The organism is Streptomyces sp. NPDC029164, assembly GCF_055563995.1.
Map to the genome: position 1 here is coordinate 1 of NZ_JBVHWW010000051.1, position 22472 is coordinate 22472.

21 protein-coding genes, 1 tRNA gene and 1 pseudogene are annotated in these 22472 nt (G+C 74.2%); 15 read left to right on the forward strand and 8 right to left on the reverse strand.

Features of this window, described 5'->3' with window-relative positions:
* Nucleotides 1-153: 153 nt before the first annotated feature.
* From ACZ4VT_RS34105 to ACZ4VT_RS34115, 3 genes are all read right to left on the reverse strand, one after another.
* The gene (locus ACZ4VT_RS34105) at nucleotides 154-1446 is read right to left on the reverse strand and encodes a hypothetical protein (protein ID WP_467955271.1); all 1293 of its coding nucleotides are present in this window, start codon (nucleotides 1444-1446) and stop codon (nucleotides 154-156) included.
* 293 nt (nucleotides 1447-1739) lie between these two features.
* Nucleotides 1740-3008, reverse strand: a complete 1269-nt coding sequence (locus tag ACZ4VT_RS34110) for a S8 family peptidase (protein ID WP_467955272.1) — start codon at nucleotides 3006-3008, stop codon at nucleotides 1740-1742.
* Nucleotides 3009-3086: 78 nt separating this feature from the next.
* Nucleotides 3087-3500 carry a GNAT family N-acetyltransferase gene (locus tag ACZ4VT_RS34115; protein WP_467955273.1) on the reverse strand — a complete coding sequence of 138 codons (414 nt, stop codon included), beginning with the start codon at nucleotides 3498-3500 and terminating at the stop codon, nucleotides 3087-3089.
* Between the two features lie 209 nt (nucleotides 3501-3709).
* Between ACZ4VT_RS34115 and ACZ4VT_RS34120 the strand changes: the two are divergent.
* Nucleotides 3710-3887 (forward strand): annotated as a pseudogene (locus ACZ4VT_RS34120) (alpha/beta fold hydrolase); the annotation flags it as partial.
* A gap of 29 nt (nucleotides 3888-3916) precedes the next feature.
* Here ACZ4VT_RS34120 and ACZ4VT_RS34125 read toward each other — a convergent pair.
* Complete coding sequence (locus tag ACZ4VT_RS34125) at nucleotides 3917-4399, reverse strand: hypothetical protein (protein WP_467955274.1); 483 nt, start codon at nucleotides 4397-4399, stop codon at nucleotides 3917-3919.
* 193 nt (nucleotides 4400-4592) lie between these two features.
* Here ACZ4VT_RS34125 and ACZ4VT_RS34130 point away from each other — a divergent pair, with 193 nt between their 5' ends.
* From ACZ4VT_RS34130 to ACZ4VT_RS34150, 5 genes are all read left to right on the forward strand, one after another.
* The gene (locus tag ACZ4VT_RS34130; RefSeq protein WP_467955275.1) at nucleotides 4593-5057 is read left to right on the forward strand and encodes a phospholipase; all 465 of its coding nucleotides are present in this window, start codon (nucleotides 4593-4595) and stop codon (nucleotides 5055-5057) included.
* Between the two features lie 268 nt (nucleotides 5058-5325).
* Complete coding sequence (locus ACZ4VT_RS34135; RefSeq protein ID WP_467955276.1) at nucleotides 5326-5895, forward strand: hypothetical protein; 570 nt, start codon at nucleotides 5326-5328, stop codon at nucleotides 5893-5895.
* A gap of 366 nt (nucleotides 5896-6261) precedes the next feature.
* The gene (locus ACZ4VT_RS34140; protein WP_467955277.1) at nucleotides 6262-6954 is read left to right on the forward strand and encodes an LPXTG cell wall anchor domain-containing protein; all 693 of its coding nucleotides are present in this window, start codon (nucleotides 6262-6264) and stop codon (nucleotides 6952-6954) included.
* A gap of 17 nt (nucleotides 6955-6971) precedes the next feature.
* The gene (locus ACZ4VT_RS34145) at nucleotides 6972-7889 is read left to right on the forward strand and encodes a sortase (protein WP_467955278.1); all 918 of its coding nucleotides are present in this window, start codon (nucleotides 6972-6974) and stop codon (nucleotides 7887-7889) included.
* 11 nt (nucleotides 7890-7900) lie between these two features.
* The gene (locus ACZ4VT_RS34150) at nucleotides 7901-8716 is read left to right on the forward strand and encodes a phosphate ABC transporter ATP-binding protein (protein ID WP_467955279.1); all 816 of its coding nucleotides are present in this window, start codon (nucleotides 7901-7903) and stop codon (nucleotides 8714-8716) included.
* A 21-nt stretch (nucleotides 8717-8737) separates the two neighbouring features.
* On the opposite strand, the gene ACZ4VT_RS34155 is transcribed toward ACZ4VT_RS34150, so the two are convergent.
* Both ACZ4VT_RS34155 and ACZ4VT_RS34160 read right to left on the reverse strand, forming a co-directional pair.
* Complete coding sequence (locus ACZ4VT_RS34155) at nucleotides 8738-10039, reverse strand: phosphoribosyltransferase family protein (RefSeq protein WP_467955280.1); 1302 nt, start codon at nucleotides 10037-10039, stop codon at nucleotides 8738-8740.
* Between the two features lie 670 nt (nucleotides 10040-10709).
* Nucleotides 10710-10782 (reverse strand) — tRNA-Arg (locus ACZ4VT_RS34160).
* 332 nt (nucleotides 10783-11114) lie between these two features.
* Between ACZ4VT_RS34160 and ACZ4VT_RS34165 the strand changes: the two genes are divergently transcribed.
* The 5 genes from ACZ4VT_RS34165 to ACZ4VT_RS34185 all read left to right on the forward strand — a co-directional run bounded on the left by ACZ4VT_RS34165 (nucleotide 11115) and on the right by ACZ4VT_RS34185 (nucleotide 18058).
* Nucleotides 11115-12734, forward strand: a complete 1620-nt coding sequence (locus ACZ4VT_RS34165) for a dynamin family protein (protein ID WP_467955281.1) — start codon at nucleotides 11115-11117, stop codon at nucleotides 12732-12734.
* Nucleotides 12735-12738: 4 nt separating this feature from the next.
* A complete protein-coding gene (locus ACZ4VT_RS34170) occupies nucleotides 12739-14601 on the forward strand; it encodes a GTPase (RefSeq protein ID WP_467955282.1) in 1863 nt (620 codons plus the stop codon).
* Nucleotides 14602-14700: 99 nt separating this feature from the next.
* On the forward strand, nucleotides 14701-15108 hold the full coding sequence (locus ACZ4VT_RS34175) for a single-stranded DNA-binding protein (RefSeq protein WP_362808713.1): 408 nt from the start codon (nucleotides 14701-14703) through the stop codon (nucleotides 15106-15108).
* A gap of 161 nt (nucleotides 15109-15269) precedes the next feature.
* The gene (locus ACZ4VT_RS34180) at nucleotides 15270-16457 is read left to right on the forward strand and encodes a thioester domain-containing protein (protein WP_467955283.1); all 1188 of its coding nucleotides are present in this window, start codon (nucleotides 15270-15272) and stop codon (nucleotides 16455-16457) included.
* A 113-nt stretch (nucleotides 16458-16570) separates the two neighbouring features.
* Complete coding sequence (locus ACZ4VT_RS34185; protein ID WP_467955284.1) at nucleotides 16571-18058, forward strand: phosphatase PAP2 family protein; 1488 nt, start codon at nucleotides 16571-16573, stop codon at nucleotides 18056-18058.
* 6 nt (nucleotides 18059-18064) lie between these two features.
* On the opposite strand, the gene ACZ4VT_RS34190 is transcribed toward ACZ4VT_RS34185, so the two are convergent.
* Nucleotides 18065-18301 (reverse strand): hypothetical protein, encoded by a 237-nt coding sequence (locus tag ACZ4VT_RS34190; RefSeq protein WP_467955285.1) that lies wholly within the window; start codon nucleotides 18299-18301, stop codon nucleotides 18065-18067.
* Nucleotides 18302-18694: 393 nt separating this feature from the next.
* Between ACZ4VT_RS34190 and ACZ4VT_RS34195 the strand changes: the two genes are divergently transcribed.
* The 4 genes from ACZ4VT_RS34195 (at nucleotide 18695) to ACZ4VT_RS34210 (ending at nucleotide 22009) form a co-directional block, all read left to right on the forward strand.
* Nucleotides 18695-18922 carry a hypothetical protein gene (locus ACZ4VT_RS34195; RefSeq protein WP_467955286.1) on the forward strand — a complete coding sequence of 76 codons (228 nt, stop codon included), beginning with the start codon at nucleotides 18695-18697 and terminating at the stop codon, nucleotides 18920-18922.
* 183 nt (nucleotides 18923-19105) lie between these two features.
* Nucleotides 19106-20770: an energy-dependent translational throttle protein EttA gene (gene ettA / locus ACZ4VT_RS34200; RefSeq protein WP_383575822.1), complete on the forward strand. Its 1665-nt coding sequence runs from the start codon at nucleotides 19106-19108 to the stop codon at nucleotides 20768-20770.
* A 10-nt stretch (nucleotides 20771-20780) separates the two neighbouring features.
* Nucleotides 20781-21263, forward strand: a complete 483-nt coding sequence (locus tag ACZ4VT_RS34205) for an acyl-CoA thioesterase (RefSeq protein WP_467955287.1) — start codon at nucleotides 20781-20783, stop codon at nucleotides 21261-21263.
* On the forward strand, nucleotides 21260-22009 hold the full coding sequence (locus ACZ4VT_RS34210; protein ID WP_467955288.1) for a DUF8010 domain-containing protein: 750 nt from the start codon (nucleotides 21260-21262) through the stop codon (nucleotides 22007-22009). Before ACZ4VT_RS34205 ends, ACZ4VT_RS34210 begins: the two co-directional genes overlap by 4 nt.
* Before the next feature lie 29 nt (nucleotides 22010-22038).
* Here ACZ4VT_RS34210 and ACZ4VT_RS34215 read toward each other — a convergent pair whose 3' ends face one another.
* Nucleotides 22039-22443 (reverse strand): globin, encoded by a 405-nt coding sequence (locus tag ACZ4VT_RS34215; protein WP_351591687.1) that lies wholly within the window; start codon nucleotides 22441-22443, stop codon nucleotides 22039-22041.
* Nucleotides 22444-22472: the final 29 nt, after the last annotated feature.

Sequence of the window (22472 nt, forward strand, 5' to 3'; positions counted from 1 at the left end):
AGAGGGGGGGGGGGGGGGGGGGGGGGGGGGGGGGGGGGGGGGGGGGGGGGGGGGGGGGGGTGGTTGGGGGGGGTTTTCGGGGGGGGGGGGGGGGGGGGGGGGGGGGCCCCCCCCCGCCCCCCCCCACCACCCTGGTGGAGCGAGTCGTACGGGTCAGGCGATCGAGAAGGTCACGACCGTCTGGTAGGTGTCGGCGAACATGAACGGCGGGAGCTGGATCATCCCGGCGCCGCCGACGGCGAACTCACCGCCGGTCAGCTCGTCCCCGCCGGCGGCCTGGGAGGCCACCTTCATCGGGACGTCGGAGATCGCGCCGGGCGTGCCCGCGGTGCAGGTGCTCGGGCTGTCCGGGTTGGTCACGGTGCAGGACGGCTGGATGCCGATCTGCGCCTTCGCCATCGAGTGGCCGGTGGCCTGGTTCAGGAACGGCGTACGCGTCGCCGTCACGTCCCAGCCGAGCGAGCCGCCGCGGAAGTCCTGGACGGTCGCGGCGTTGAAGACGCCGACCACCGACTGGGCCTTGCCGTTGATGGTGACCGAGCCGAAGCTGACGGCCGGCTGGCCGTCCTTCGGACCGAGGGCCAGCGGTCCGGGGAGGACCTCGACGTCGACCGGGTTCTTGACGCCGGCCTGCTCCTCCACGAACACGAACGGCTTGGAGGTGGTCGCACCGTTGATCTTGATCGTGTCGGCCTTCTTGGTGACCGTGAGGGTGCAGGTGGCCACGCCGGCGGCGTCCGCCGTGCCGGTGCCGTTGTCACCGGTCGGCGTGCCCGCGAGCAGGGCGGAGCAGGTGACGGCGCCGGGCGGCATGTTGGCGCCGCTGACGACGACCTCCTGGCCCGCCGGGCCGCTGTTGGGCGTCAGCTTCGTCGTGATCGGGTCCTTGGGCAGGGCCTCGACCGCGACCGAGCCGAGCGAGGCGCTCGGGCGGGGCGCCGGGGTGCAGGTGGTGGTGAAGACCGAACCGGAGAGGTCAGCGTCGGTCACCGCGAGGTCGAGCGCGACGTTGACCGTGGTGCCCTCGGTGCCGTCCGGAATCCTGATCGTTCCGGAGAAGGCCTTCGGGTCGAGCGGCTGCCCGGCCACGACGCTGACGGTCTCGGGCGGGCTGGTGACCACCTGGGTGGTCGTGCCGACCTTGAGGGTGATCTTGGAGGTGTTCACCGTGGTGACGGAGAACCCGGGGATCAGCGGGCTCGCGCCCGGGTCGATCGTGATCGGGACGACGTCGCCGGCCTTGGCTCCGTCGGGCAGGGTGACCGTCCAGTTCTGGTTGCCCGAGCCGTCCGGCTGCGGCGCCGGGGCGTCGCAGTTCTCGAAGACGGCGGTGGTCTTCGTCGCGGCCTGCGCGGAGCCTGCCAGGCCCACCACGCCGCCCGTCAGGGCCAGAGACAGGGCTCCCGCCCCGGCCAGCACTCTTCGTCTGAGCGTTCTCGTACTCACTGGGTCGCGACTCCTTCGTCATGACGAACCCCTCCCCCCACCCGCTGTGTGGGGGAGGCCGAGCCGGTGCGGTGGCCGATATTGACGCGTCGCGGTGATGAGAAGTCAATGACTTGCTTTCGCCCGAAGCACACAGAAATTGATGGGCCATCAGGGAGAGTCCGATGGCCCATCGGATACCGACTGGTCGGGGTGCGTCGGCTGCGCGGGGTGTGCGGGGTACGCGGGGTGAGCGGGGGTCCAGGTCGTCTCTTTCGGATCTTGCGTGTCAGGCGAGATCCGAAAGAGACGGCCTAGCGGTCGGTGGGGAGGTGGAGCAGCCGGTTCGGGGTGCCGGCCGGGAGCCCGGTGATCCGGTCGGGCACGGCGCCGTGCAGCAGCGCCTCGGACACCTGGGCGGGAGTGCGTGCCGTACCGCGCGCCAGGACGAGCGCGGCGACCCCCGCCACGTGCGGGGCGGCCATCGAGGTGCCGGAGGCGCGCGTGGTGGCGGTGGCGGAGTCCTTCCATGCCGAGGTGACACCGACGCCCGGGGCCGAGAGGTCCACGCAGGGGCCGTGGCTGGAGAACCGAGCGTGCCGGTCCGCCGCGTCGGTCGCGCCGACCGTGAGCGCCTGCGGGACGCGGGCGGGGGAGCCCGCGCAGGCGTCCTTGCGGTCGTTGCCCGCGGCCACGGTGAAGGTGATCCCGGAGGCCACGGCCCGGATCACCGCCGCGTCGAGGGCGTGGCTGGGGGTGCCGCCCATGCTCAAGTTGGCCACCGCCGGGGTGCCCGGGGCCTTCGCCGCGTCCTTCACCACCCAGTCGAGGCCCTTGAGGATGGCCGACAGGCTTCCGGAACCGCGGCAGTCGGCCACCTTCACCCCGACGAGCGAGACCCCCTTCGCGACCCCGTACGTCTCCCCGCCCACGGTCGCCGCCACGTGCGTGCCGTGCCCGTTGCAGTCGCGGGAGCTCCCGAGGAACACCGCGTTGTAGCCGAATCGGGCGCGGCCGCCGAACTCCTGGTGGAGGGTGTTGATCCCGGTGTCGACGATGTAGACGGTGACGCCCTCGGCCCTGGTGGGGTACGTGTACGAGCCGTCGAGCGGGAGCTCGCGCTGGTCGATGCGGTCCAGCGGCCAGGGCGCGGACGCCTGGGCCTGCGGCTGCGTGCCCGGCGTGCCCGGCGTGCCGGGGGTGTCGGGGGTGTCGAGGGTGTCGGCGGAGGTGACGGAGGTGGTGGTGGCGCTGGTGTGGAATTCCGCGTCCGGCTCCACGGAGGCCACCCGGGGGTCGGCGGCCAGGGTGGCGGCCCGGGCGGCGGTGGTACGGACGGCGAAGCCGTTGAGGGCGGCCTCGTAGAGGGGCCCGACCTCGTCGCCGGAGTCCGCGGCCTCGGCGGCCAGGGCGCCGGCCGGCGCACGCGAGCTGGTGTCCTTGAGGACGACGACGTAGGGGGCGACGGGGGCTTCGGCGGAGGCGGAGGCAGCGGAGGCCGGGAGCGGAGGCAGGGCGGCGGCCGTGGTGGCCGCCGCGAGGAGCGCGACGGCGGCGGGGAGGAGCGGGGCGAAGACGGTCATGCGGCCGATGCTCGGCGAGCGGCGGCGCGGGCGCGCGGAGGGTGCGCCGAGTGGGCGCACGACACGCCGCCGCGCGGGCTACGGGGTGAGGGGCCAGCCACGCATCGCGAAGACGCCCTCGTCGCAGGCTCCGGCGGCGTCGTAGGTGGCCAGGGCGGCCTCGTTGTCGGTGTCGACCCCCACCCACATGCCGTAACAGCCGCGGGCCTTCGCCTCGTCGGCGAGGGCCCGGGTCAGGGCGCGGCCGATCCCGCGGCGGCGGTACCCCTCGTCCACGGACAGCTCGTACAGGCACATCTCGGTGCCCTTGTCGGGGTGGCTCATCTCGATGCCGGAGACCATCCCCGCGGGCACGTCGTCGACGTAGGCGATGAGCATCACGTGCCCGGGGGCGGCGAGGAACCGTTCGGACCACTCCTCGCGGGCGGGCCCGTCGAGGAGGGATTCTGCGGCGGAGAGCTCGGCGGGGGTGAGGGCCCGGCGGATGTCCATGGCGGCCACGATAATGCGCGCATGACGGCTGGTGGGCGGAAGTCCGGCGCGGCGCGGCGGGCGGCGGGAAACTCCCGACCGGACGGCCGCGGCACCGGCCGGCTCCGCGACCCGGTGAACCTGCCCGGTCCCGGCGCCCGGACGGGCCGGATCCGAAGGAGACGGCCTGGCGTTGCCCTTCCGTCGATGACCGATTGAGGGGGAGCCTCGTGAGAAGTGCCGTCGTCACTCCGGAGGAGGACCGGATCCGCTGGGTCGAGCTGCCGGGGGGAGGAGCCGGCCCGGGTGTACGTGCACGGGCTCGGGGCCACCTCGCCGGCCCACTTCACGGCGAGTGCCACGCATCCGCTGCCGGCGGGGCGGCGCTCCCTGCTGGGCCGTCTCCTGCGGAGCCGTGAAGTCCGCGCGGGCGGAGGCTAGTTCCCCCGGGCCGGGGACGGGGTGCCGTCGGTCCAGGCGTAGACGCGCTTGCCGCGCACCGCGACCTGGTACTGGTGGGCGTCCCGGCACTCGGTCCGCACCTCGGCCCGGAGGCTGCCCGGCCACCACTTGGCGTGCAGGTCCGGGGCGCTCAGCTGCTTCGGCGCGCCCGCGCTGCACTGCGGGCCGTCGAGCGGTGTCGCGCCGAGGGTGAACCGGATCATCCTGGCCTCACCGTTGGTACGCATCCGTATGCGGACGTCGGTGGCGTCCTTGGGTATCCAGGACGGCAGCGCGAACCCGGACTTCGCGCGCACGGGCGCCTCGGCGGCGGTCGCGAACCGCCGGCCCTTCTCCTTGTACACCCGCTGTTCGATCGTGTCGGTCACGGGGTTGGGCGGCAGGTTGGGCAGGGCGAAGGCCGCGGTGGCGAGGACTCCCACCGTGGCGGCGGCGACGACGAGCGGGCGGCGGTTCATACCGTCCAGTCTCGTCCGGGAGGTGCCCCGCGCGCGTCCCTCCGCAGGACGAACCGCACGTGGGCCGGAAGTCTTATCCGGTCTCATACCTGGGAGGGGCACCGGTTCGGGCCGGGCCGGTGCGCAGTAACCGGGCGGCGTCCGCGGGAGTTGGCCGGAGGTGATCCGTCCGCCCCGGCCCCGAGGACCTTCCATGCGCCGTCGCCGCCTCGTCCCCGCCCTCGCCACCGCCGCCGCCACCGCGGTGCTCGCCCTCGCGCCGGCCGCCTGGGCCGCGCCGGAGGTCCCGGCCGACAAACCACTGATGCTGAGCCGCTGGACGCAGCCCAGCGCCGCGAGTTACCACGCGTGGGCCGACGCGCGCGAGCACCGGGACGCGTGGGCGGCGTACGGCTTCGACTGGTCGACCGACCAGTGCACGTCCTCGCCGGACAACCCCTTCGGCTTCCCCTTCGCCGAGGCCTGCGCCCGTCACGACTTCGGCTACCGCAACCACCGGGCGGCAGGTCTGTTTCCGGCCGCCAAGGCCCGAGTGGACCAGGCGTTCCACGCGGACATGAAGCGGGTGTGCGCCCAGTACGCGGGAAGTCGCAAGAGCTCCTGCGAGGGCACCGCCTGGACGTACTACCAGGCGGTCAGGCTCCTCGGGATCTCGTAGGGATCTCCGGGGTTTCCCCCAGGGATCACAAGGGGACCGCGTGACCCGCAGGCCGGGCGCGCAATCGCCGGGACGGCGCGTGCGCCTCCTCTTCTCGTTCACATGGTCTCCGTTTCTGCTTCACCAATCCGTGTGCCCCCCCCAGCCCTACGCCCCGTGGATTGTCATGCCCGCGACCATGGGTGGGTGGCCGATTTCCGGCCATGCACGGCTTGTGGGGAAGGGGGGCGGACCGATGTCTCGGCCACGTTTTCTGTTCGTGTCGTGGGTGGACGTCGCACGACGTCAGTCGCCGGCACGCGGTTCGGACCAGGGCGCCAAGGGCAGCGGTCCCGAGGCCGTGACCTGGCGGCTCGTCGGCGCCAACGACCACGAGCTCGGCCGCAGTCCGCACGTGCGCAGCAGCCTCACGGCCTGCTGCGCCGCCGTGCAGCGGCTCCGCGCGGAGGCCGACCGGGTCACCGCGCTCGTCGTGATGTCCCCCGGCACGGGCACCCGCGCCCACACCGCAACCGGCACACATGCCGGCACCGGCACCGGCACGGGAAGCGGAACCGGCGCCGGAAGCCGCACCGCTGCCGGACCCGGCACCGCCGCGGTCGCCGGCACCGGCGCCTGGACCTGGCAGCTCACCCGCGACGAGCACTGCGTGGCGGTGGCCGTACGCACCTTCCGCCGCCAGCGCGAGTGCCGGCACAGCCTCCAGCTGTTCCTGTCCGCCGCCGCCGAGGCGCAGGTCGCCTCCGGGGTCACCTACACCCGGCGGCTGCGCGGCCTGCGCCTGCCGGGCGCCGGAGACGCGCCGGGGCTGGCCGTCCGCGGGGGAGGCCTGCTGTGACCACCGCGACCACCACCGTCGTCGACGCGCCCGACCCCGCCGACCGGGGCGACGCGCCGCGCCCCCTCGCCAAGGGCGGGGACCCGGCCGACCGGATCTTCCGCGGCTCCGCCCGCGGGGCCGGCACCCTGGTCCTCCTCGTCATGACCCTGGTCGGCGTCTTCCTCGGCGGCCGCGCCCTGGAAGCGCTGCGCGACGCCGGCCCGGCCTTCCTCACCACCTCCGCGTGGGAGCCGGACTCCCGTCACTTCGGCATCGCGGCCGTGCTGCCCGGCACCGTCCTCATCGGGGCCGTCGCGATCGTCTTCGCCGTGCCTCGCCACCTCGGCGGCCTGCCCGGCGCCCGCCACCAACATCCTGGTGAAGGTGACCGGCAAGGGCTTCCCGGCCGAGGGCAAGAACGTGGTGGGCAACTCGCCGGTCTCCACTTACGGGCAGGCGCCCTCGGGCGGCATCGCCGTCCCGCTGACGATGACGATGCGCGACTACGCCAACGAGGCGGGCTTCACCACCCTGGAGGGCCGCTACGACCTGACCATGGTGTGCCGCAAGGCCTTCGGCAACGAGACGTACGGGGACTTCACCGGGTCGATGTGGTTCACGTCGAACACCGAGTACCGGACGACGGACCCGGGCGGCGGCGAGCCGACGCCGACGCCCACGGCCACGGCCACGCAGAGCCCGACGTCCACCCCGACGCCCACGCGGACGTCGACCCCGACTCCGACCCCGACCGCCACCTCGACCCCCACCCCGGACCCCTCCGGCAGCCCGACCCCGACCGCCACGGCCACCACGACCGGCGGCACCGGCCTCGGCCTGTCCACCAACGTCACCACCGGCGGCGCGGGCACCACCGCCGGCACCACCGCGGGCAGCGCGACCACCGGCGGCTCCGGCTCGGGCTCCGGCGGCGGCCTGGCCAACACCGGAACGGACGCCACCACCCTCGCCCTGATCGCCGCGGGCCTGGTGCTGACCGGCGGCTCGGCCGTCTGGTGGGCCCGCCGCCGCGGCCTGCTGACCTTCTCGGGCGCCTCCGGCGCCCCGGGCAACTGACCGACGGAGAAGCACAGATGACCGTCACCTCCACCGGGCCGGTGGACGTGCGCCCCGACCCCGCCGGAGCCTGGCAGGCTCCGGCGGAGCGGGCGGCGCGCCCCGCCCCGCCCGCGGGGCCCGGCCTGTGGGCCGCCGGAGCCGCCCTGGCCATCCTCGGCGCGCTCCTCCTCGGCTTCGTCGCCGAGGTCGGCCCGCTCGGCCACCTGCGCCACGAGCGGGACCGCCGCGTGGGCTACTCCCAGCTGCGCGACGAACTCGCCAACGCCACCGCCCCGGTGGGGCCGACGGAGGCCGGCAGGCCGGTCGCCCTGCTGGCCATCCCGCAGATCGGCGTACGGGAGGTCGTCCGCGAGGCGACCACCGCAGAGGTGCTGGCCTCGGGTCCCGGACACCGCCGCGACACCGTGCTCCCCGGCCAGCCCGGCACCAGCATCCTGATGGGCCGCCAGGCGCGCTACGGCGGCCCGTTCGGCGACATCGGCGACCTGGAGCGGGGCGAGACCTTCACCGTGACCACCGGCCAGGGCGAGCACGAGTACAAGGTGCTGGGCGTCCGCCGCGCCGGCGACCCGCAGCCCGCCGGGCCGAAGGGCGACGCGGCCCTGCTGACCCTGATGACCGCGGACGGCACCCCGTACATGCCGGGCGGGGTGCTCCACGTGGACGCCGAACTCGTCTCGCCCGCCCAGCAGTCCGGCGGGCGCACCCCCGGCCGGCTGCCCGCCGACGAGGCCCCGATGGCCGGCCAGTCCTCGGCCTGGGTCCCGCTGATCCTCTGGGGCCAGGCCCTGCTGCTCGCGGCGGCCGCCCTGGCCTGGGCCCGGGTCCGCTGGGGCCGCGCCCACACCTGGCTGGTCGGCTTCCCCGTACTGGCCGCCCTCGGCCTCGTGGTGTCCGACCAGGCCGCCCTGCTCCTGCCCAACCTCCTGTGATCGAGGCCCCCATGACCGAGACGCTCACCCTGCCCCAGGCCACCACCGCGGATGCTTCCTCCCTCGGCGCCCGCGAGATCTCCGCCTGGTTCGGCGGCCGCAAGGTCCTCAACCGGGTCTCGCTGACCATGCCCGGCGGCCAGGTCAGCGCCCTGATCGGCCCCTCGGGCTGCGGGAAGTCCACCTTCCTGCGGATCCTGAACCGCATGCACGAGCTGATCCCGGGCGCCGAACTCGCCGGTGAGGTCCTGCTGGACGGCGAGGACATCTACGCGCGCGGGCGCCGGCTGACGGACGCCCGCCGGCGCATCGGCATGGTCTTCCAGAAGCCGAACCCCTTCCCGGCGATGTCGGTCTACGACAACGTCACGGCGGGCCTGAAACTCACCGGGGTCCGCGCCTCCGGCGCCGTCAAGGACGACCTGGTGGAGGAGTGCCTCAGCAAGGCGGGCCTGTGGAAGGAGGTCCGTGACCGGCTGCGCCAGCCGGGCGGCGCCCTCTCGGGCGGCCAGCAGCAGCGCTTGTGCATCGCCCGCTCCCTCGCGGTCCGCCCCCGGATCCTGCTGATGGACGAACCCTGCTCCGCCCTGGACCCGACCTCGACCCGGCGCATCGAGGAGACCATCCGCGACCTGGCCGACGAGGTCACCATCGTGATCGTCACCCACAACATGCAGCAGGCGGCCCGCGTTTCCGACCAGTGCGCGTTCTTCCTCGCGGAACAGGGCACCCCCGGCCAGATCGTCGAACACGGCCCCACCCCGGCCATGTTCTCGACCCCGTCCGACCCCCGCACGGCGGACTACGTCGAGGGCCGCTTCGGCTGACGCGGCCCCCGGCCGGGGGCGCTACCGGACGAGGTGCCGGGCGAACCAGTCCCGGGCCAGGGCCGCCACCTCGTCCAGGGCGCCCGGCTCCTCGAACAGGTGCGTGGCTCCGGCGACGATCTCCAGCCGGTTCTCGCAGCGCAGTGCGCGCTGGGCCCCGCGGTTGAGGTCGAGCACGGTCGTGTCCCGGCTCCCAACGACGAGGAGCGTGGGGGCCCGTACGGCGGCCAGCCGGGGGCCGGCGAGGTCGGGCCGGCCGCCGCGGGAGACGACGGCGCCGATCCCGGCGTCCGCGTCGCCGGCCGCGGCTTCCGCGGCCGCCCACAGCGCCGCGGCGGCCCCGGTGCTCGCCCCGAAGTAGCCGATCGGCAGGGGCACACGGCGCCGCAGCCAGCGGGTGGCCTCCGCGAGCCGGCCGGCCAGGGGCTCGATGGCGAAGACGTTGGCCCGGTCGGCCTCCTCGGCGGGCGTGAGCAGGTCGAAGAGCAGGGTGCCGAGCCGCGCCCGGTTCAGTTCCGCCGCCACCGCGCGGTTGCGCGGGCTGCGGCGGCTGCTGCCCGAGCCGTGGGCGAACACCACGACCGCTCCGGCACCCTCCGGCAGGGCGAGGTCCCCGGCCAGGGTGAGGCCGCCGGCGTCCACCTCGACGGCGGCGGCCCGGACGTCCGCGCCGGGGCCGGGGCCGGGGCCGGCCGCTGCCCGCGCGAGCAGGGCGACGACCTCCTCGTCGGGGGTCTGGGAGAAGTCCTCGTACCACTCGCCGACGGCGCGGAAGGCGTGCGGTGTGGACAGGCACACCACTTCGTCGGCCGCGGTGCGCAGCCGGGTGACGGCGTCCGGCGGGGCCACGGGAACGGCCAGCACCACCCGCGCCGCGCCCTGCGCCCGTACGACCTCGCAGGCGGCCGCGGCCGTGGCCCCGGTGGCGATCCCGTCGTCCACCACGATCACCGTGCGGCCCGCGAGGGCCACCCGCGGCCGCTCGCCGCGGAACCTCCGCGCCCGCCGGGCCAGCTCGGCCTCCTCGGCGTGCTCGACCGCGGCGAGATCCTCCGGCCGGACCCGGCTGTCGCGGACGATGCGCTCGCTGATGACGCGTACGCCGCCCTCGCCGATGGCGCCGAAGCCCAGCTCGCGGTGGTAGGGGACACCGAGCTTGCAGACCACGATCACGTCGAGCGGGGCGCCGAGCGCCCGCGCCACCTGGAAGGCCACCGGGACTCCGCCGCGGGGCAGTCCCAGGACGACGGGATCCTCCCCCCGCAGGTGACGGAGTGCTTCTGCGAGACGCTCACCTGCGTCCGTGCGATGGCTGAACAGCACGGCGATTCACCCCCAAACCATGGGGAGTCGGAAAACCACGCCACGAAATCCACGCTACTCCGGTCCGGTGGGCACGGGGGCGGGCCAGAGGTGGCCGGGGGTGACGACGGAGGTGCCCGTGTCCCCGACGAGGGAGGCGTTCTCGGCGGGGAGTCGGGTGGCGATGGACTCCTAGCCGGGTATCTCCCCGTTGTGGCCGAGCCAGCCGTTGGTGTAGAGGATGCCGAGGCCGTAGGAGATCGGGGATCCCGGGGAAGCCGGTCGGCAGCGTCCGGAGCCGCTGCTCCTGCGTCTTCCCGGTCGGCAACCGGCCGTAGACGATCGCGTCGGCGGCCCAGCCCCAGGACGGGTTCCAGGTGTTGGCGTCGGCGACCGCGCCGCCGGGGGTGAAGTCGAAGAGGCCGCTGCGCATCTCGGCCACAGGGCGGCGCGCGGCGGAACCGGCGCGGCGGGTGCGGCGGCCCGGCGGTACCGCCCCCGGAATGGGTGATTCCCTGGCCATGGCCGGTCACCTTCGTCCGGGGTCGCCCAGACGTCGCGGAGCCCCCGGGGGTGTCCTTCCCACCGCAGGAGCGCCCGGTCCGCCCGGCGACCCAGCCGACCCCGGCGAACCGCCCTGACCTGCAAGAAAGCCCTCCGCGAAGGGAGGGCTCGGGTGGTGCGGAAAGAGTGCCCCCGGCAGGACTCGAACCTGCGGCCAAGTGCTTAGAAGGCACCTGCTCTATCCACTGAGCTACGGGGGCCGGAAGGTGGCCGTGGTGGGCCTGGAGCCCCTGGTGGGGGTGGGGCTGTGGTCCGTGCCGGATCAAGGATAGGGCTCCGGCCGCCTTGTCCCGGTTGCTTCACTCGCGGGCCACGATGTGGAGGTTCCGTGAAGCGGTCCCGATAATCGCAGGCAGGTGCGATTCTCGCATCGCTTTTGCGCCGCGGCGCCCTTGGTGTTGTGCACTCGTTATGCCTGCGCCCCACTCGTCCGTCGTGCCCAGAATGTCCCACTGGAGTCGCGGTCGGCGCGCAGAGGACGTATAAGCTTCAAAAATGGTCCTAAATTGGGCATTCTTCGCATGTGGTGACCTTGGATGTTCGGCCTCAGCTGCTCGATGCCCTGTCCGCCCTGCGCGACCGGGTCGCGTCCGTGCGTCTGCCGCTGCCCCTGCCCGGCGCCCCGCGCGCCCGCCAGACCAGAGCCGAGCTGCTCGCGCAGCTCGACGACTACCTCGTACCCCGGCTGAAGGCGCCCGAGGCGCCGATGCTCGCCGTCGTCGGCGGGTCCACCGGGGCCGGTAAGTCCACCCTCGTCAACTCCCTCGTCGGACGGCAGGTCAGCGAAGCCGGGGTGCTGCGCCCGACCACGCGCACGCCGGTGCTCGTCTGCCATCCGGACGACCATCACTGGTTCGCCGGAATGCGCGTGCTGCCCGACCTGATGCGCGTCTGGGTGCCCCACGAAGAGGAGGAACGCCCCTCGGCCATGTCACGGGCCCGACCCCGCGACCGCGGCCACGGCACCACCCACGCCACCCGCGAGATGCGCATCGAGACCGTCTCCAGCCTGCCCCGCGGACTCGCCATCCTCGACGCCCCCGACATCGACTCCCTCGTGGTCGAGAACCGGACGCTCGCCGCCGAACTCATCTGCGCCGCCGACGTCTGGGTGATGGTCACCACCGCCTCGCGGTACGCCGACGCCGTCCCCTGGCACCTGCTGCGCACCGCCAAGCAGTACAAGGCCACCCTCATCACCGTCCTCGACCGGGTCCCGCACCAGGTGCTCGCCGAGGTCTCCCGGCAGTACGGGGCCCTGCTCACCAAGGCCGGGCTGGGCGAGGTACCGCGCTTCACCGTGCCGGAACTGCCCGAATCGGCGGGCGGGGGCGGGCTGCTGCCGGCCAGCGCCGTCGCCCCGCTCTACGCCTGGCTCGCCCACCATGCCCAGGACCCGGCCGCCCGGCAGTACGCCGTCGGGCGGACCGCGCTCGGCGCGCTGGACTCCCTCGGCCGGCGCATGCCGGAACTCGCCTCCGCCGTCGCCGCCCAGCACGCCGCCGCCGTACGGCTGACCTCGGCCGTCGAGGACGCGTACCGGCGCGAGGGCAAGAGGGTCCGGGGCCGCCTCGACCACGGCGCCGTCCTGGCCGGGGACGCGCTGACCCGGTGGCGCGGCTACCCGCTCGACACGAGCGCCGACGAACTGCTCGACTCCCTCGCCGAGTCGCTCGCCGCACTGCTCCAGTGCGCCGTCGCCGCCGCCGACGAGCGGATCGCCGAGGCCTGGCGGCGCGAGCCCGCCGCCGGCGCGGTGGCCCTGCCCGCGCCCGACCGGGAAGCGGGGGAACGCATCGGCATGGCCGTACGGCGCTGGCGGCGCGTACTGGAGGAACTCGCCGAGGAAGAGGTCGCCAAGCTCGACAAGCAGCCCGCACCCGACCCCGACGGCGTCGCGGCCCTGCTCGTCGCCGCCCTGCTCGGCGGCAAACGCGCCCGGCCCGCGGGGGAGAAGCTCGCCGAACGCATCGGCGCCCAGGCCGCCCTGCGGCTGCGCGACCGGGGCGGCGAACTCGTCGGCGACCACCTCGACCAGGTGCTGCGCGCCGAGCGCGACCGCCGGCTCGCCCCGCTCGAAGCGCTCGAAGTGAGCCCGGAACCACAGGCCGAGCTGATCGCCGCGCTGTCCGTACTGCAGAAGGAGAGGTGACGCGGTGACCGCCCTGACCGACCGCACCGACGACCGCTGGGACGACGGACTCATCGCGCGCTCGCGCCCCCGGGCCGCCGGCGGGATCGAGGAGGACGGAGCCGACGGGACCGACGGGTCCGACGAGCGGGACATCGGCGACGACGCGCTCGTACGGGCCGTCTCCGGCGCCGGCAGCGACGGCGGCAAGTCGCACGCGCCCCCGCTCAGCCCCGAGGCGCAGGCCCTGCGCCTGCGCCTCGACGCACTGCGCCAGCTCGTCGGACTGTCCCGGACCAGGCTCGACGGCAAGACCCTCGCCGAGGCCGGGCGGGTCCTCGACGAGGCGGCGGCGCGCCGCGGCCTCTCTCCGCAGCACACGGTCGTCGCCATCGCCGGAGCCACCGGAAGCGGCAAGTCCACACTGTTCAATTCGCTCGCCGGGGTGCAGATCTCCGAGACCGGGCTGCGCCGCCCGACCACCGCGGCGCCCATCGCGTGCAGCTGGTCGGACGGGGCCGCCGGCCTGCTGGACCGCCTGGAGATCCCGGGACGGCTGCGCCGGCGCCCCCGCGAGACCTCGGAGGCGGAGGCCCTGCGCGGGATGGTCCTCGTCGACCTGCCCGACCTGGACTCGGCGGTCGGCGCGCACCGGGACCACGTGGACCGCGTCCTGGCCCTGGTCGACGCCGTGGTGTGGGTGGTGGACCCGGAGAAGTACGCCGACGCCGTCCTGCACGAGCGGTACCTGCGGCCGCTGGCCGGGCACGCGGAGGTGACCTTCGTCGTGCTGAACCAGATGGACCGGCTGCCCGGCGAGGCCGCCGACCTCGTACTGGACGACCTGCGCCGGCTCCTCGACGACGACGGCATCGCGCTCGGCGAGCACGGCGAGCCCGGCGCCACGGTCCTCGGGCTCTCCGCGCTGACCGGGGAGGGCGTCGGGGAACTGCGCGAACTCCTCGGACAGTTCACCCAGGAGAGGGGCGCCGCCACCCGGCGGATCTCCGCCGACGTCGACCGCGCGGCCGTGCGCCTGCGGCCGCTCTACGTCGCCGACGGGCACTCAGGTCCGGAGATCGGCGAGGCGGCGCGTGCCGAGTTCGAGGACCGCCTCGCCGAGGCCGTCGGGGCGTACGCGGCCGGACTCGCCGCCGAGCGCGCCTGGCGGCGCAACGCGGGCAAGGCCTGCGGGACGCCGTGGCTGCGGCTGTGGCGGTGGTACGAGGGCCGGCGCGCCCCGCGCTCCCTGGCGGGCCTGGCCGCGCTGGCGGCCATCGGCAGCCGCGGCCAGACGGTCGCGCAGCCGCCGGTAGAGGAGGAGGTGACCGCGCGTCAGCGGGTGGAACAGGCCGTACGGGCGGTCGCCGACGAGGCGGTGGCCGGCCTGCCCGACCCGTGGGCGCAGGCGGTCCGGGAGACCGCCGTGCGCGGCGCCGACCGGCTCCCGGAGGCGCTCGACGAGATCGCGGTGACGCTCGGGGCGGCCGTCGCGGTGCCCAGCGTCAAACCGCCGCGGCCCACATGGTGGCCGGCCGCCGTGCTGGGACAGGCGGCCATGACGCTCGTGCAGATCTTCGGCGGGCTGTGGCTGGTCGGGCAGATCGTCGGCGTCCTGGAGCCGAAGCTGCTGCCGCCGGTGCTGCTGATGGTGGCGGGCATCATCGGCGGGCCCCTCGTGGAATGGGCCTGCTCGATCGCCGCCCGGGGCCCGGCGCGCCGGTACGGGCAGGACGCGGAGCGCAGGCTGCGGCAGGCGGCGGCCGGATGCGGGCGGGCCCGGGTGCTGGAACCGGTGGCGGCGGAGCTGCTGCGCTACCGGGAGGTGCGGGAGCAGTACGCCACGGTGGCCGCAGGGGGGAGCCGGTTGTCCACAACCCGCCAGTAATCCACAGGCCGAAGCGGGGATCCGCGGCCTGCCCCAGCATGGCTCGTAGCTCGTACGGATGGACCGCACGGGCACGGACGACGGGGGAGGGCGGCCGGGATGAACGACACCCAGGTGACGCTGGTGGGCTGTGTGGCCACGCAGGTCGACTACAAGGAGACGGTGAACGGTCCGTCGGCGCGCTTCCGCTTCGCGGTGACGCCGAGGTACTTCGACCGGCGCAAGGAGGCCTGGACGGACGGGGCCACCAGCTTCTACACGGTGTGGGCGCGGCGCGTGCTCGCCGTCAATCTCGCCGGTTCCGTATCGGTCGGCGAACCGCTGGTGGTGCACGGGCGGCTGCGCGTGCGGGAGGACCCGCCCGACGGGGACGGCAAGCGGTGGGTGTCCGCGGAGATCGACGCGACCGCCATCGGACACGACCTGAACCGCGGCACGGCGGCCTTCCGGCGCGTGGTGCGAACGGACACTCCACTGATGGCCACTCAGAAGGCGGCGGTGGTCTGAGTGTTCGAGACGGTTAGGATTCCCCGGTACTCACGGGCACCTGGGTCTTTGGCCCGAAGGGGAAGACTGTGTCGATTGCCGTTCCCGCATCCTCCGCTCCTGAACCCGCTGCCGGCGCCGCGCCTCGCGCCGCTGCCGGCTCCGTACCTCGCTCCGCCGCCGTGCCCGCGCCTCTCGAACCTGCCGCCGCCGTACGGGGCTCCGCGCGCCGGCCGCTGGCGGTGGCCCTGCTGGCCGCGGCCCTCGCCACCGCCCCCGCCGCCCGGGCCGCCGCCGACTCCGACCCGGTGACGCCCCGGGCACCGGAGGGCGCGAGCGCCGTGCTGGACGGACTCAAGACGTACGGGCAGGCGGTCCTGCGCTCCGGGGACGGATCGGTCCGGCAGATCCCGGCCGGGCTCTACGAGATGCGGGTCGACGGCGGCGGAATGCTCCAGACGTACGGGGTCGGCGTGGCGGGCAACGCCCAGCCGCAGTCCCGGTACACCGAGAGCGGCTGGAGCGGCAGCCCGCTCGCCGGCAACCGGGAGGCGGGCCGGATCCGCTGGGTCCTGGAGCACTCCTACCCGCAGCTGAACGACCTGGCCGGGCTCGCCAAGGCGGCCGGTGCCGGGGCGCTCACCGCGGAGAGCGCGGCGGCCGGGACCCAGGTGGCGATCTGGCGGCTGGCGGACGGGGTGCACGTCGAGGCGGCGGACCCGGCGGCGGAGAAGCTGGCCGACTACCTCCAGCGGGCGGCCGGGCAGCTGCCGGAGCCGCCGGCCTCGCTGGGGCTGGACCCCGGCGACGTGTCGGGGCCGGTCGGCACCCGGCTCGGCCCGGTGACCGTGCGGACCGGGGCGCGGAGCGTGTCGGTCGTCCCGGACGCGGCGGCCGTCGCGATGGGGGTGCGGGTGGTGGACGCCGAGGGGGCGCCCGTGGACACCGCCGTCAACGGGAGCCGGCTGTACTTCGAGGTGCCCGCGGGCACCCCCGACGGCACGGCATCGGTCACCGTCCACGGTGCGACCAAGGTGCCGGTCGGGCGGGTCTTCACCGGCGAGGTGCCCGCACAGGCGCAGATCGTGGCCGGCTCCAGCGAGTCCGCGGCCGCCGCCACGGCCACGGCACTCTGGCCGCCGGCCCCGGTGGCCGGGGCGGGCACGGTCACCGGCTCGGACGCGGTGGCGCTGGGCGCGCCGTCGGCGGCCGTCCCGACGACCTCACCGGACGAGGAGCGGCTGGCGACCAGCGGCAGCTCGGCGGCCACCCCGGTGATCGCCTCCCTGGCGGTGGGCCTGGTGGTCCTGGGCGGCCTGGTGGTCCTGCTGCTGCGCAAGCGCCCGCTGGACGAGGAGGACGGGGCGTAGTCCTCCTCGGGGCGCCGAGGGGTGCCCGGCGGGTCGTCGGGGCCGTTGGGCCCGTTGGGCCGGGTGGCCCACCGGGGCAGATTCGGATCCGCCGCCCCGGGTAAGGGCAGAGGATGGCTGATCAGGAACTGACCTTGCAGGGTGCCGTCGCCCGATGGGACCGGCAGTTGTTCGACGTGGTGGCCCGGCGGCACTGGCCCGGGGCCGACCGGGTGCTGCCCCGGCTCGGGCGGGCCGCGAACCACGGCGTGCTGTGGGGCGGGGCCGCCGCGGCGATCGCCGTCTTCGGCTCGACCAGGGGCCGCAAGGCGGCCGGGCGCGCGGTCGCCTCCCTCGCGCTGGCCTCCGCGACCATCAACACCGTCGGCAAGTGGTCCGTACGCCGGCCGCGGCCACTGCTGGACGGGGTGCCCGCCGTACGGCAGCTGGCGACGCAGCCACAGACCACCTCCTTTCCTTCCGGGCACTCGGCATCGGCGTTCGCCTTCACCGCCGGGCTGGCGCTGGAGTCCCCGGGCTGGGCGGTGGCGCTGGCCCCGGTGGCGGCCTCCGTGGCCTTCTCCCGCGTCTACACCGGCGTGCACTACCCCTCCGACGTGGTCGCCGGCGCGGCGCTCGGGGTGGCCGCGGCCGGAGTCGTACGCCGCCTCGCGCGGGACGTACAGGAGGCCCGGGTCGTGCCGGGTGACGAACGGGCGGCCGCCGGGGCGCCCGCGCTGCCCGACGGGGCCGGGCTGACCGTGGTGGTCAACACCGCGTCGGGAACCGCCGCCGACGCGGGGCTCGGCCTCCTGCGCACCCGGCTCCCCAAGGCCGAGGTGATCGAGTGCGCGGGCGAGGAACTGCTGCCCGCCCTGACGGCGGCGGCCGGGCGGGCCGCCGTGCTCGGGGTCTGCGGAGGCGACGGCACGGTCAACGCGGCCGCCACCGCCGCGCTGCGCGCCGGGGTGCCGCTGGCCGTGTTCCCCGGCGGCACCCTCAACCACTTCGCGATGGACCTCGGCCTCGGCGGAAGCGAGGACACCTGCCGCGCCCTGGCCGACGGGCACGCCGTCCGCGTCGGCGTGGGCCGCTTCTCCCCGGGCCCCGGGGAAGGCCCGGCAGCGGAGCCCGGCTACTTCCTGAACAACTTCAGCATCGGCGCCTACCCGGAGCTGCTGGGCCACCGGCTGCGCTGGGGCCCGCGCATCGGCGGCGGCCCCGCCGCGCTGCTGGCGGCCTGGCGGGTGCTGCGCGCCCAGCGGCCCGTGCGGCTGCGGCTCGCCGGGCGGCCCCGGAGCGTATGGCTGCTCTTCGCGGGCAACGGCACCTACCACGGCACCGGCCCCACCCCCCGCCGCCGCGACAGCCTCGGCGAGGGCCTGCTCGACCTCCGGATCGTCTACGGCGGCGGCCGCCCCGGCCCCCGCCTCCTGGCCGCCGCCCTCGCGGGCCCCCTCAGCCGCTCCCCGGTCCACACCGCCACCCGCCTGCGCAGCCTCCGCATCGGCGACATCCCCCCGGGCACCCCCCTCGCCTACGACGGCGAATACGCCGAAGCCCCACCCGCCCTCGTCCTGGACGAACTCCCGGAAGCCCTCACGGTCTACCGCCCCCGCTGACCCCGCTCACGGGCCGACCGCCGGCGCTCCGCCCGCCTGAGGGCCCACCCCCAGGTCGGCTCTCATGGCGCCGCGCATGTCCTGCCACTGGCCCCCGACACCCGCCAGGGCGCCGTGCATCTCCTCGAACGACTCCCCGGGCCGCGGGTTGCCCCCTCCCAGGCGCATGGTCCGGCTGTACGCCCGGGAGAGGGTGTCGGTCATGGCGTCCAGCTCGGCCGGCACCGTGTCGGAGGCCATCATCTGGGCCTCCGTGAAAGCGGCGTGCAATGGCGTGCCGGGCGTCCTCCAGGTCCGCCCGCCCCTGAGCCGTCACCTCTCCCTTGTGGAGGAGCCACAGGTGGTTCATGAGCTCGACGCGGTAGCGGCGGCAGCCGGAGCCGGCCGTCACGTAGCACCGGCGCCGCCCTTCCAGCTCGGCGATCTCCCGCCCGCGCTGCCACTGCGCACCGGCCAGCCGCTCCTGCCGCGCGAACTGCTCCGCCTGCACGCGGGCCGCCAGGCGCTGCGACGGGACGGACCGATGCCCTCATGCCAGGGACCTCCTGCCCGTGACACCGACTGCATCCTTTGGACTACCGTGTTTTCGGCCCTGTGGAGGATGATCTTGCGGCATCGCCGCGAGAGGGTTGATCCGTGCGAACAACCATCGGATACACCGTCGAAAGCATCGGCTACGTCGTAGGAGCCCAGGGGCTTGTCAGCTTCGCCTCGCAGACCTTCTTCGGCACGGAGTGGGGCTGGATGCACAAGGTCGTCGACCTTCCGTCCACCGCCTACCTCGGCATCGTCGCCTTGGGGCTGGCGCTCATCGTCGGCGGGATGAAGACGCGGACGGCGCCCGAGCGCCGGGAGATCGCCTGACCTGCCGGCCGTCGAGAGCCCTCAGCGGCTACCCATGACGACCGGCGGTGACCAGAGCGTGAGACCCGTCCCCCGATCCGCGCCCCGGCTCAGGGGGCCGGACCATACGCGTTTCCCCCGGGGTATGGACGCCTGGCAAGATGGGGTGTATCTGCCCACCATCGATCTGCCGGACGGTTTCTCTTGGCTGAGTTCATCTACACCATGCGCAAGACGCGCAAGGCGCACGGCGACAAGGTGATTCTTGATGACGTCACCCTGAACTTCCTGCCCGGCGCGAAGATCGGTGTGGTCGGCCCGAACGGTGCCGGTAAGTCCACCGTTCTGAAGATCATGGCGGGCCTGGAGCAGCCGTCCAACGGCGATGCCTTCATCTCGCCCGGCTTCACCGTCGGCATCCTCATGCAGGAGCCCAAGCTCGACGAGTCGAAGACCGTCCTGGAGAACGTCCAGGACGGCGCCGCCGAGATCATGGGCAAGCTCAAGCGCTTCAACGAGGTCGCCGAGCTGATGGCGACCGACTACACCGACGCGCTCATGGACGAGATGGGCAAGCTTCAGGAGGACCTGGACCACGCCAACGCCTGGGACCTCGACGCCCAGCTGGAGCAGGCCATGGACGCCCTGGGCTGCCCGCCCGGCGACTGGCCCGTCACCAACCTCTCCGGTGGCGAGAAGCGCCGCGTCGCGCTCTGCAAGCTGCTGATCGAGGCCCCGGACCTGCTCCTCCTCGACGAGCCCACCAACCACCTCGACGCCGAGTCGGTGAACTGGCTGGAGCAGCACCTCTCCCAGTACAAGGGCGCCGTCGTGGCCGTGACCCACGACCGTTACTTCCTCAACAACGTCGCCGAGTGGATCCTCGAGCTCGACCGCGGCCGCGCGCACCCGTACGAGGGCAACTACTCCACCTACCTGGAGAAGAAGGCCACCCGTCTCAAGGTCGAGGGCCGCAAGGACGAGAAGCGCCAGAAGCGCCTCAAGGAAGAGCTGGAGTGGGTGCGGTCCAACGCCAAGGGGCGTCAGACCAAGTCCAAGGCCCGTCTGGCCCGCTACGAGGAGATGGCGGCCGAGGCGGACAAGATGCGGAAGCTGGACTTCGAGGAGATCCAGATCCCGCCGGGCCCGCGCCTCGGTTCCATCGTCGTCGAGGTCAACAACCTCTCCAAGGCCTTCGGCGACAAGGTGCTGATCGACGACCTGTCCTTCACCCTGCCGCGCAACGGCATCGTGGGCATCATCGGCCCCAACGGCGCCGGCAAGACCACGCTCTTCAAGATGATCCAGGGTCTGGAGGCGCCGGACTCCGGCTCCGTCAAGATCGGCGAGACCGTCAAGATCTCGTACGTCGACCAGTCCCGCGCCAACATCGACCCCAAGAAGACCCTCTGGGCGGTCGTGTCGGACGAGCTGGACTACATCAACGTGGGCCAGGTCGAGATGCCGTCCCGCGCGTACGTCAGCGCCTTCGGCTTCAAGGGTCCGGACCAGCAGAAGCCGGCCGGCGTTCTCTCCGGTGGTGAGCGCAACCGCCTCAACCTGGCACTGACGCTCAAGGAGGGCGGCAACCTGCTGCTCCTCGACGAGCCCACCAACGACCTCGACGTCGAGACGCTCTCCTCCCTGGAGAACGCCCTGCTCGAGTTCCCCGGTGCGGCCGTGGTCATCTCCCACGACCGCTGGTTCCTCGACCGAGTCGCCACGCACATCCTGGCGTACGAGGGCGAGTCCAAGTGGTACTGGTTCGAAGGCAACTTCGAGTCGTACGAGAAGAACAAGGTCGAGCGTCTCGGTGCGGACGCCACCCGCCCGCACCGTGCCACGTACAAGAAGCTCACCCGAGGCTGAGGTAGCCGTCATGGCCAGACACCACTACCGGTGCCCCCTGCGCTGGGCGGACATGGATGCCTTCGGGCACGTCAACAACGTCGTCTTCCTCCGTTATCTGGAGGAGGCGCGGATCGACTTCATGTTCCGCCTCGCGCCGGGGGAGGGCAGTGAATCCTTCACGGGCGGCTCCGTCGTGGCCCGCCACGAGATCGACTACAAGCTGCCCCTCGTGCACCGTCACGAGCCGGTCCTCATCGAGTCCTGGGTGACCCGGATAGGCGCCGCGTCCCTGACCATCCGCTACGAGGTCAAGGACGAGGCGACCGAGGACGCGCCCGAGACGGTCTACGTGCGCGCCGAGACCGTGGTCGTGCCCTACAACCTCGCCGCGGGGCGGCCCCGCCGCATCACGGCCGAGGAGAGGCACTTCCTGGAGGAGTACCTCGACGAGCCCGTGGCCGCGTCCGCGTCCGCTTCCGGCGACCGCCGGGAAGGACGCCTCGCGGCATGAACGAGCAGTTGCGCTTCGCCGATTCCGGGGAGGCGGCGGACCTCGCCGCCTTCCTGGGCCGGCTGGTGCACTACGACCGCGCCGCCGCCGTCCGCCTCCAGGCGGGCGGCGGTGCGCTCGGCGTCTTCGGACGGCCCCCGTCCTTCGAGGTCCTGGCCATCCGCACGGTGCGGCTCGCCGCGCCCGTCACCGCACCCCTCGACCTGACCGTGTCCGCCGGCGAGCTCCTGGAGTCCGTGGACGAGGCCTCGGCCGCGGCCACCGTGCCCGGGCCGGTCACCGGACCGCCCTGGACCGGGGTGCTCCCGCCCCGCGGCGGCTGGCGGCAGCTGCCGGGCCTGCCCGGCCCGCGGGAGATGAGCGAGGCCGTGGCGGCCGCCATCGCCGAGTTCCGCGCCCGTGACGAGGCCCTGCCCGCCCAGCACCGGACCCGGGCCGAGCGCGACCGCATCGGCCGTGAGATCTGGTCACGCACCCTCGGCGACACCGAACTCCCGCTGCGCGTCGTCCACGCCGCGCAGTCCCTGGGCTTCCTGCGGCCGGTACGGGCCGCCGTGCCCGCCGCCGCCCCCGTGCCCGCCGCCGCCCCCGTGCCCGCCGCCGCCCCCGTGCCCGCGGCCCCCGCCCCCGTCGCGCTGCTCGCCGCCGGGACCTGGCTGCGGCTGCGCACCCCGTACGGGTCCGTCGCCACCCGCCGCCCCGGCGTGACCGGCGGCCTGGGCGCCCTCCAGGTCCGTCCGGTCTGACCGTCCGCCCGCAGGCCCGGAGGGGGGCCCTAACCCGCCGTGTTGATCATCGACGCGGCGGCGTACGTCAGGTACTTCCACAGCTGCGCCTCGTGCTCCGGCGCCAGGCCCAGCTCGTCCACCGCGACCCGCATGTGCTTCAGCCAGGCGTCGTGCGCCGCCGCGTCCACCTGGAACGGCGCGTGCCGCATCCGCAGCCGCGGGTGCCCGCGGTGCTGGCTGTAGGTCGTCGGACCGCCCCAGTACTGCATCAGGAACAGCGTGAACCGCTCCTCGGCGGGGCCCAGGTCCTCCTCCGGGTACATCGGGCGCAGCAGCGGGTCCTCCGCGACCCCCTCGTAGAAGCGCCGGACGAGGCGGCGGAAGGTGTCCTCGCCGCCCACCTGCTCGTAAAAGGTCTGCTCCTGAACCGTGCCCCGCGGAATCTCATTCACCCGACCATCGTCTCAGACACCCGGACGGA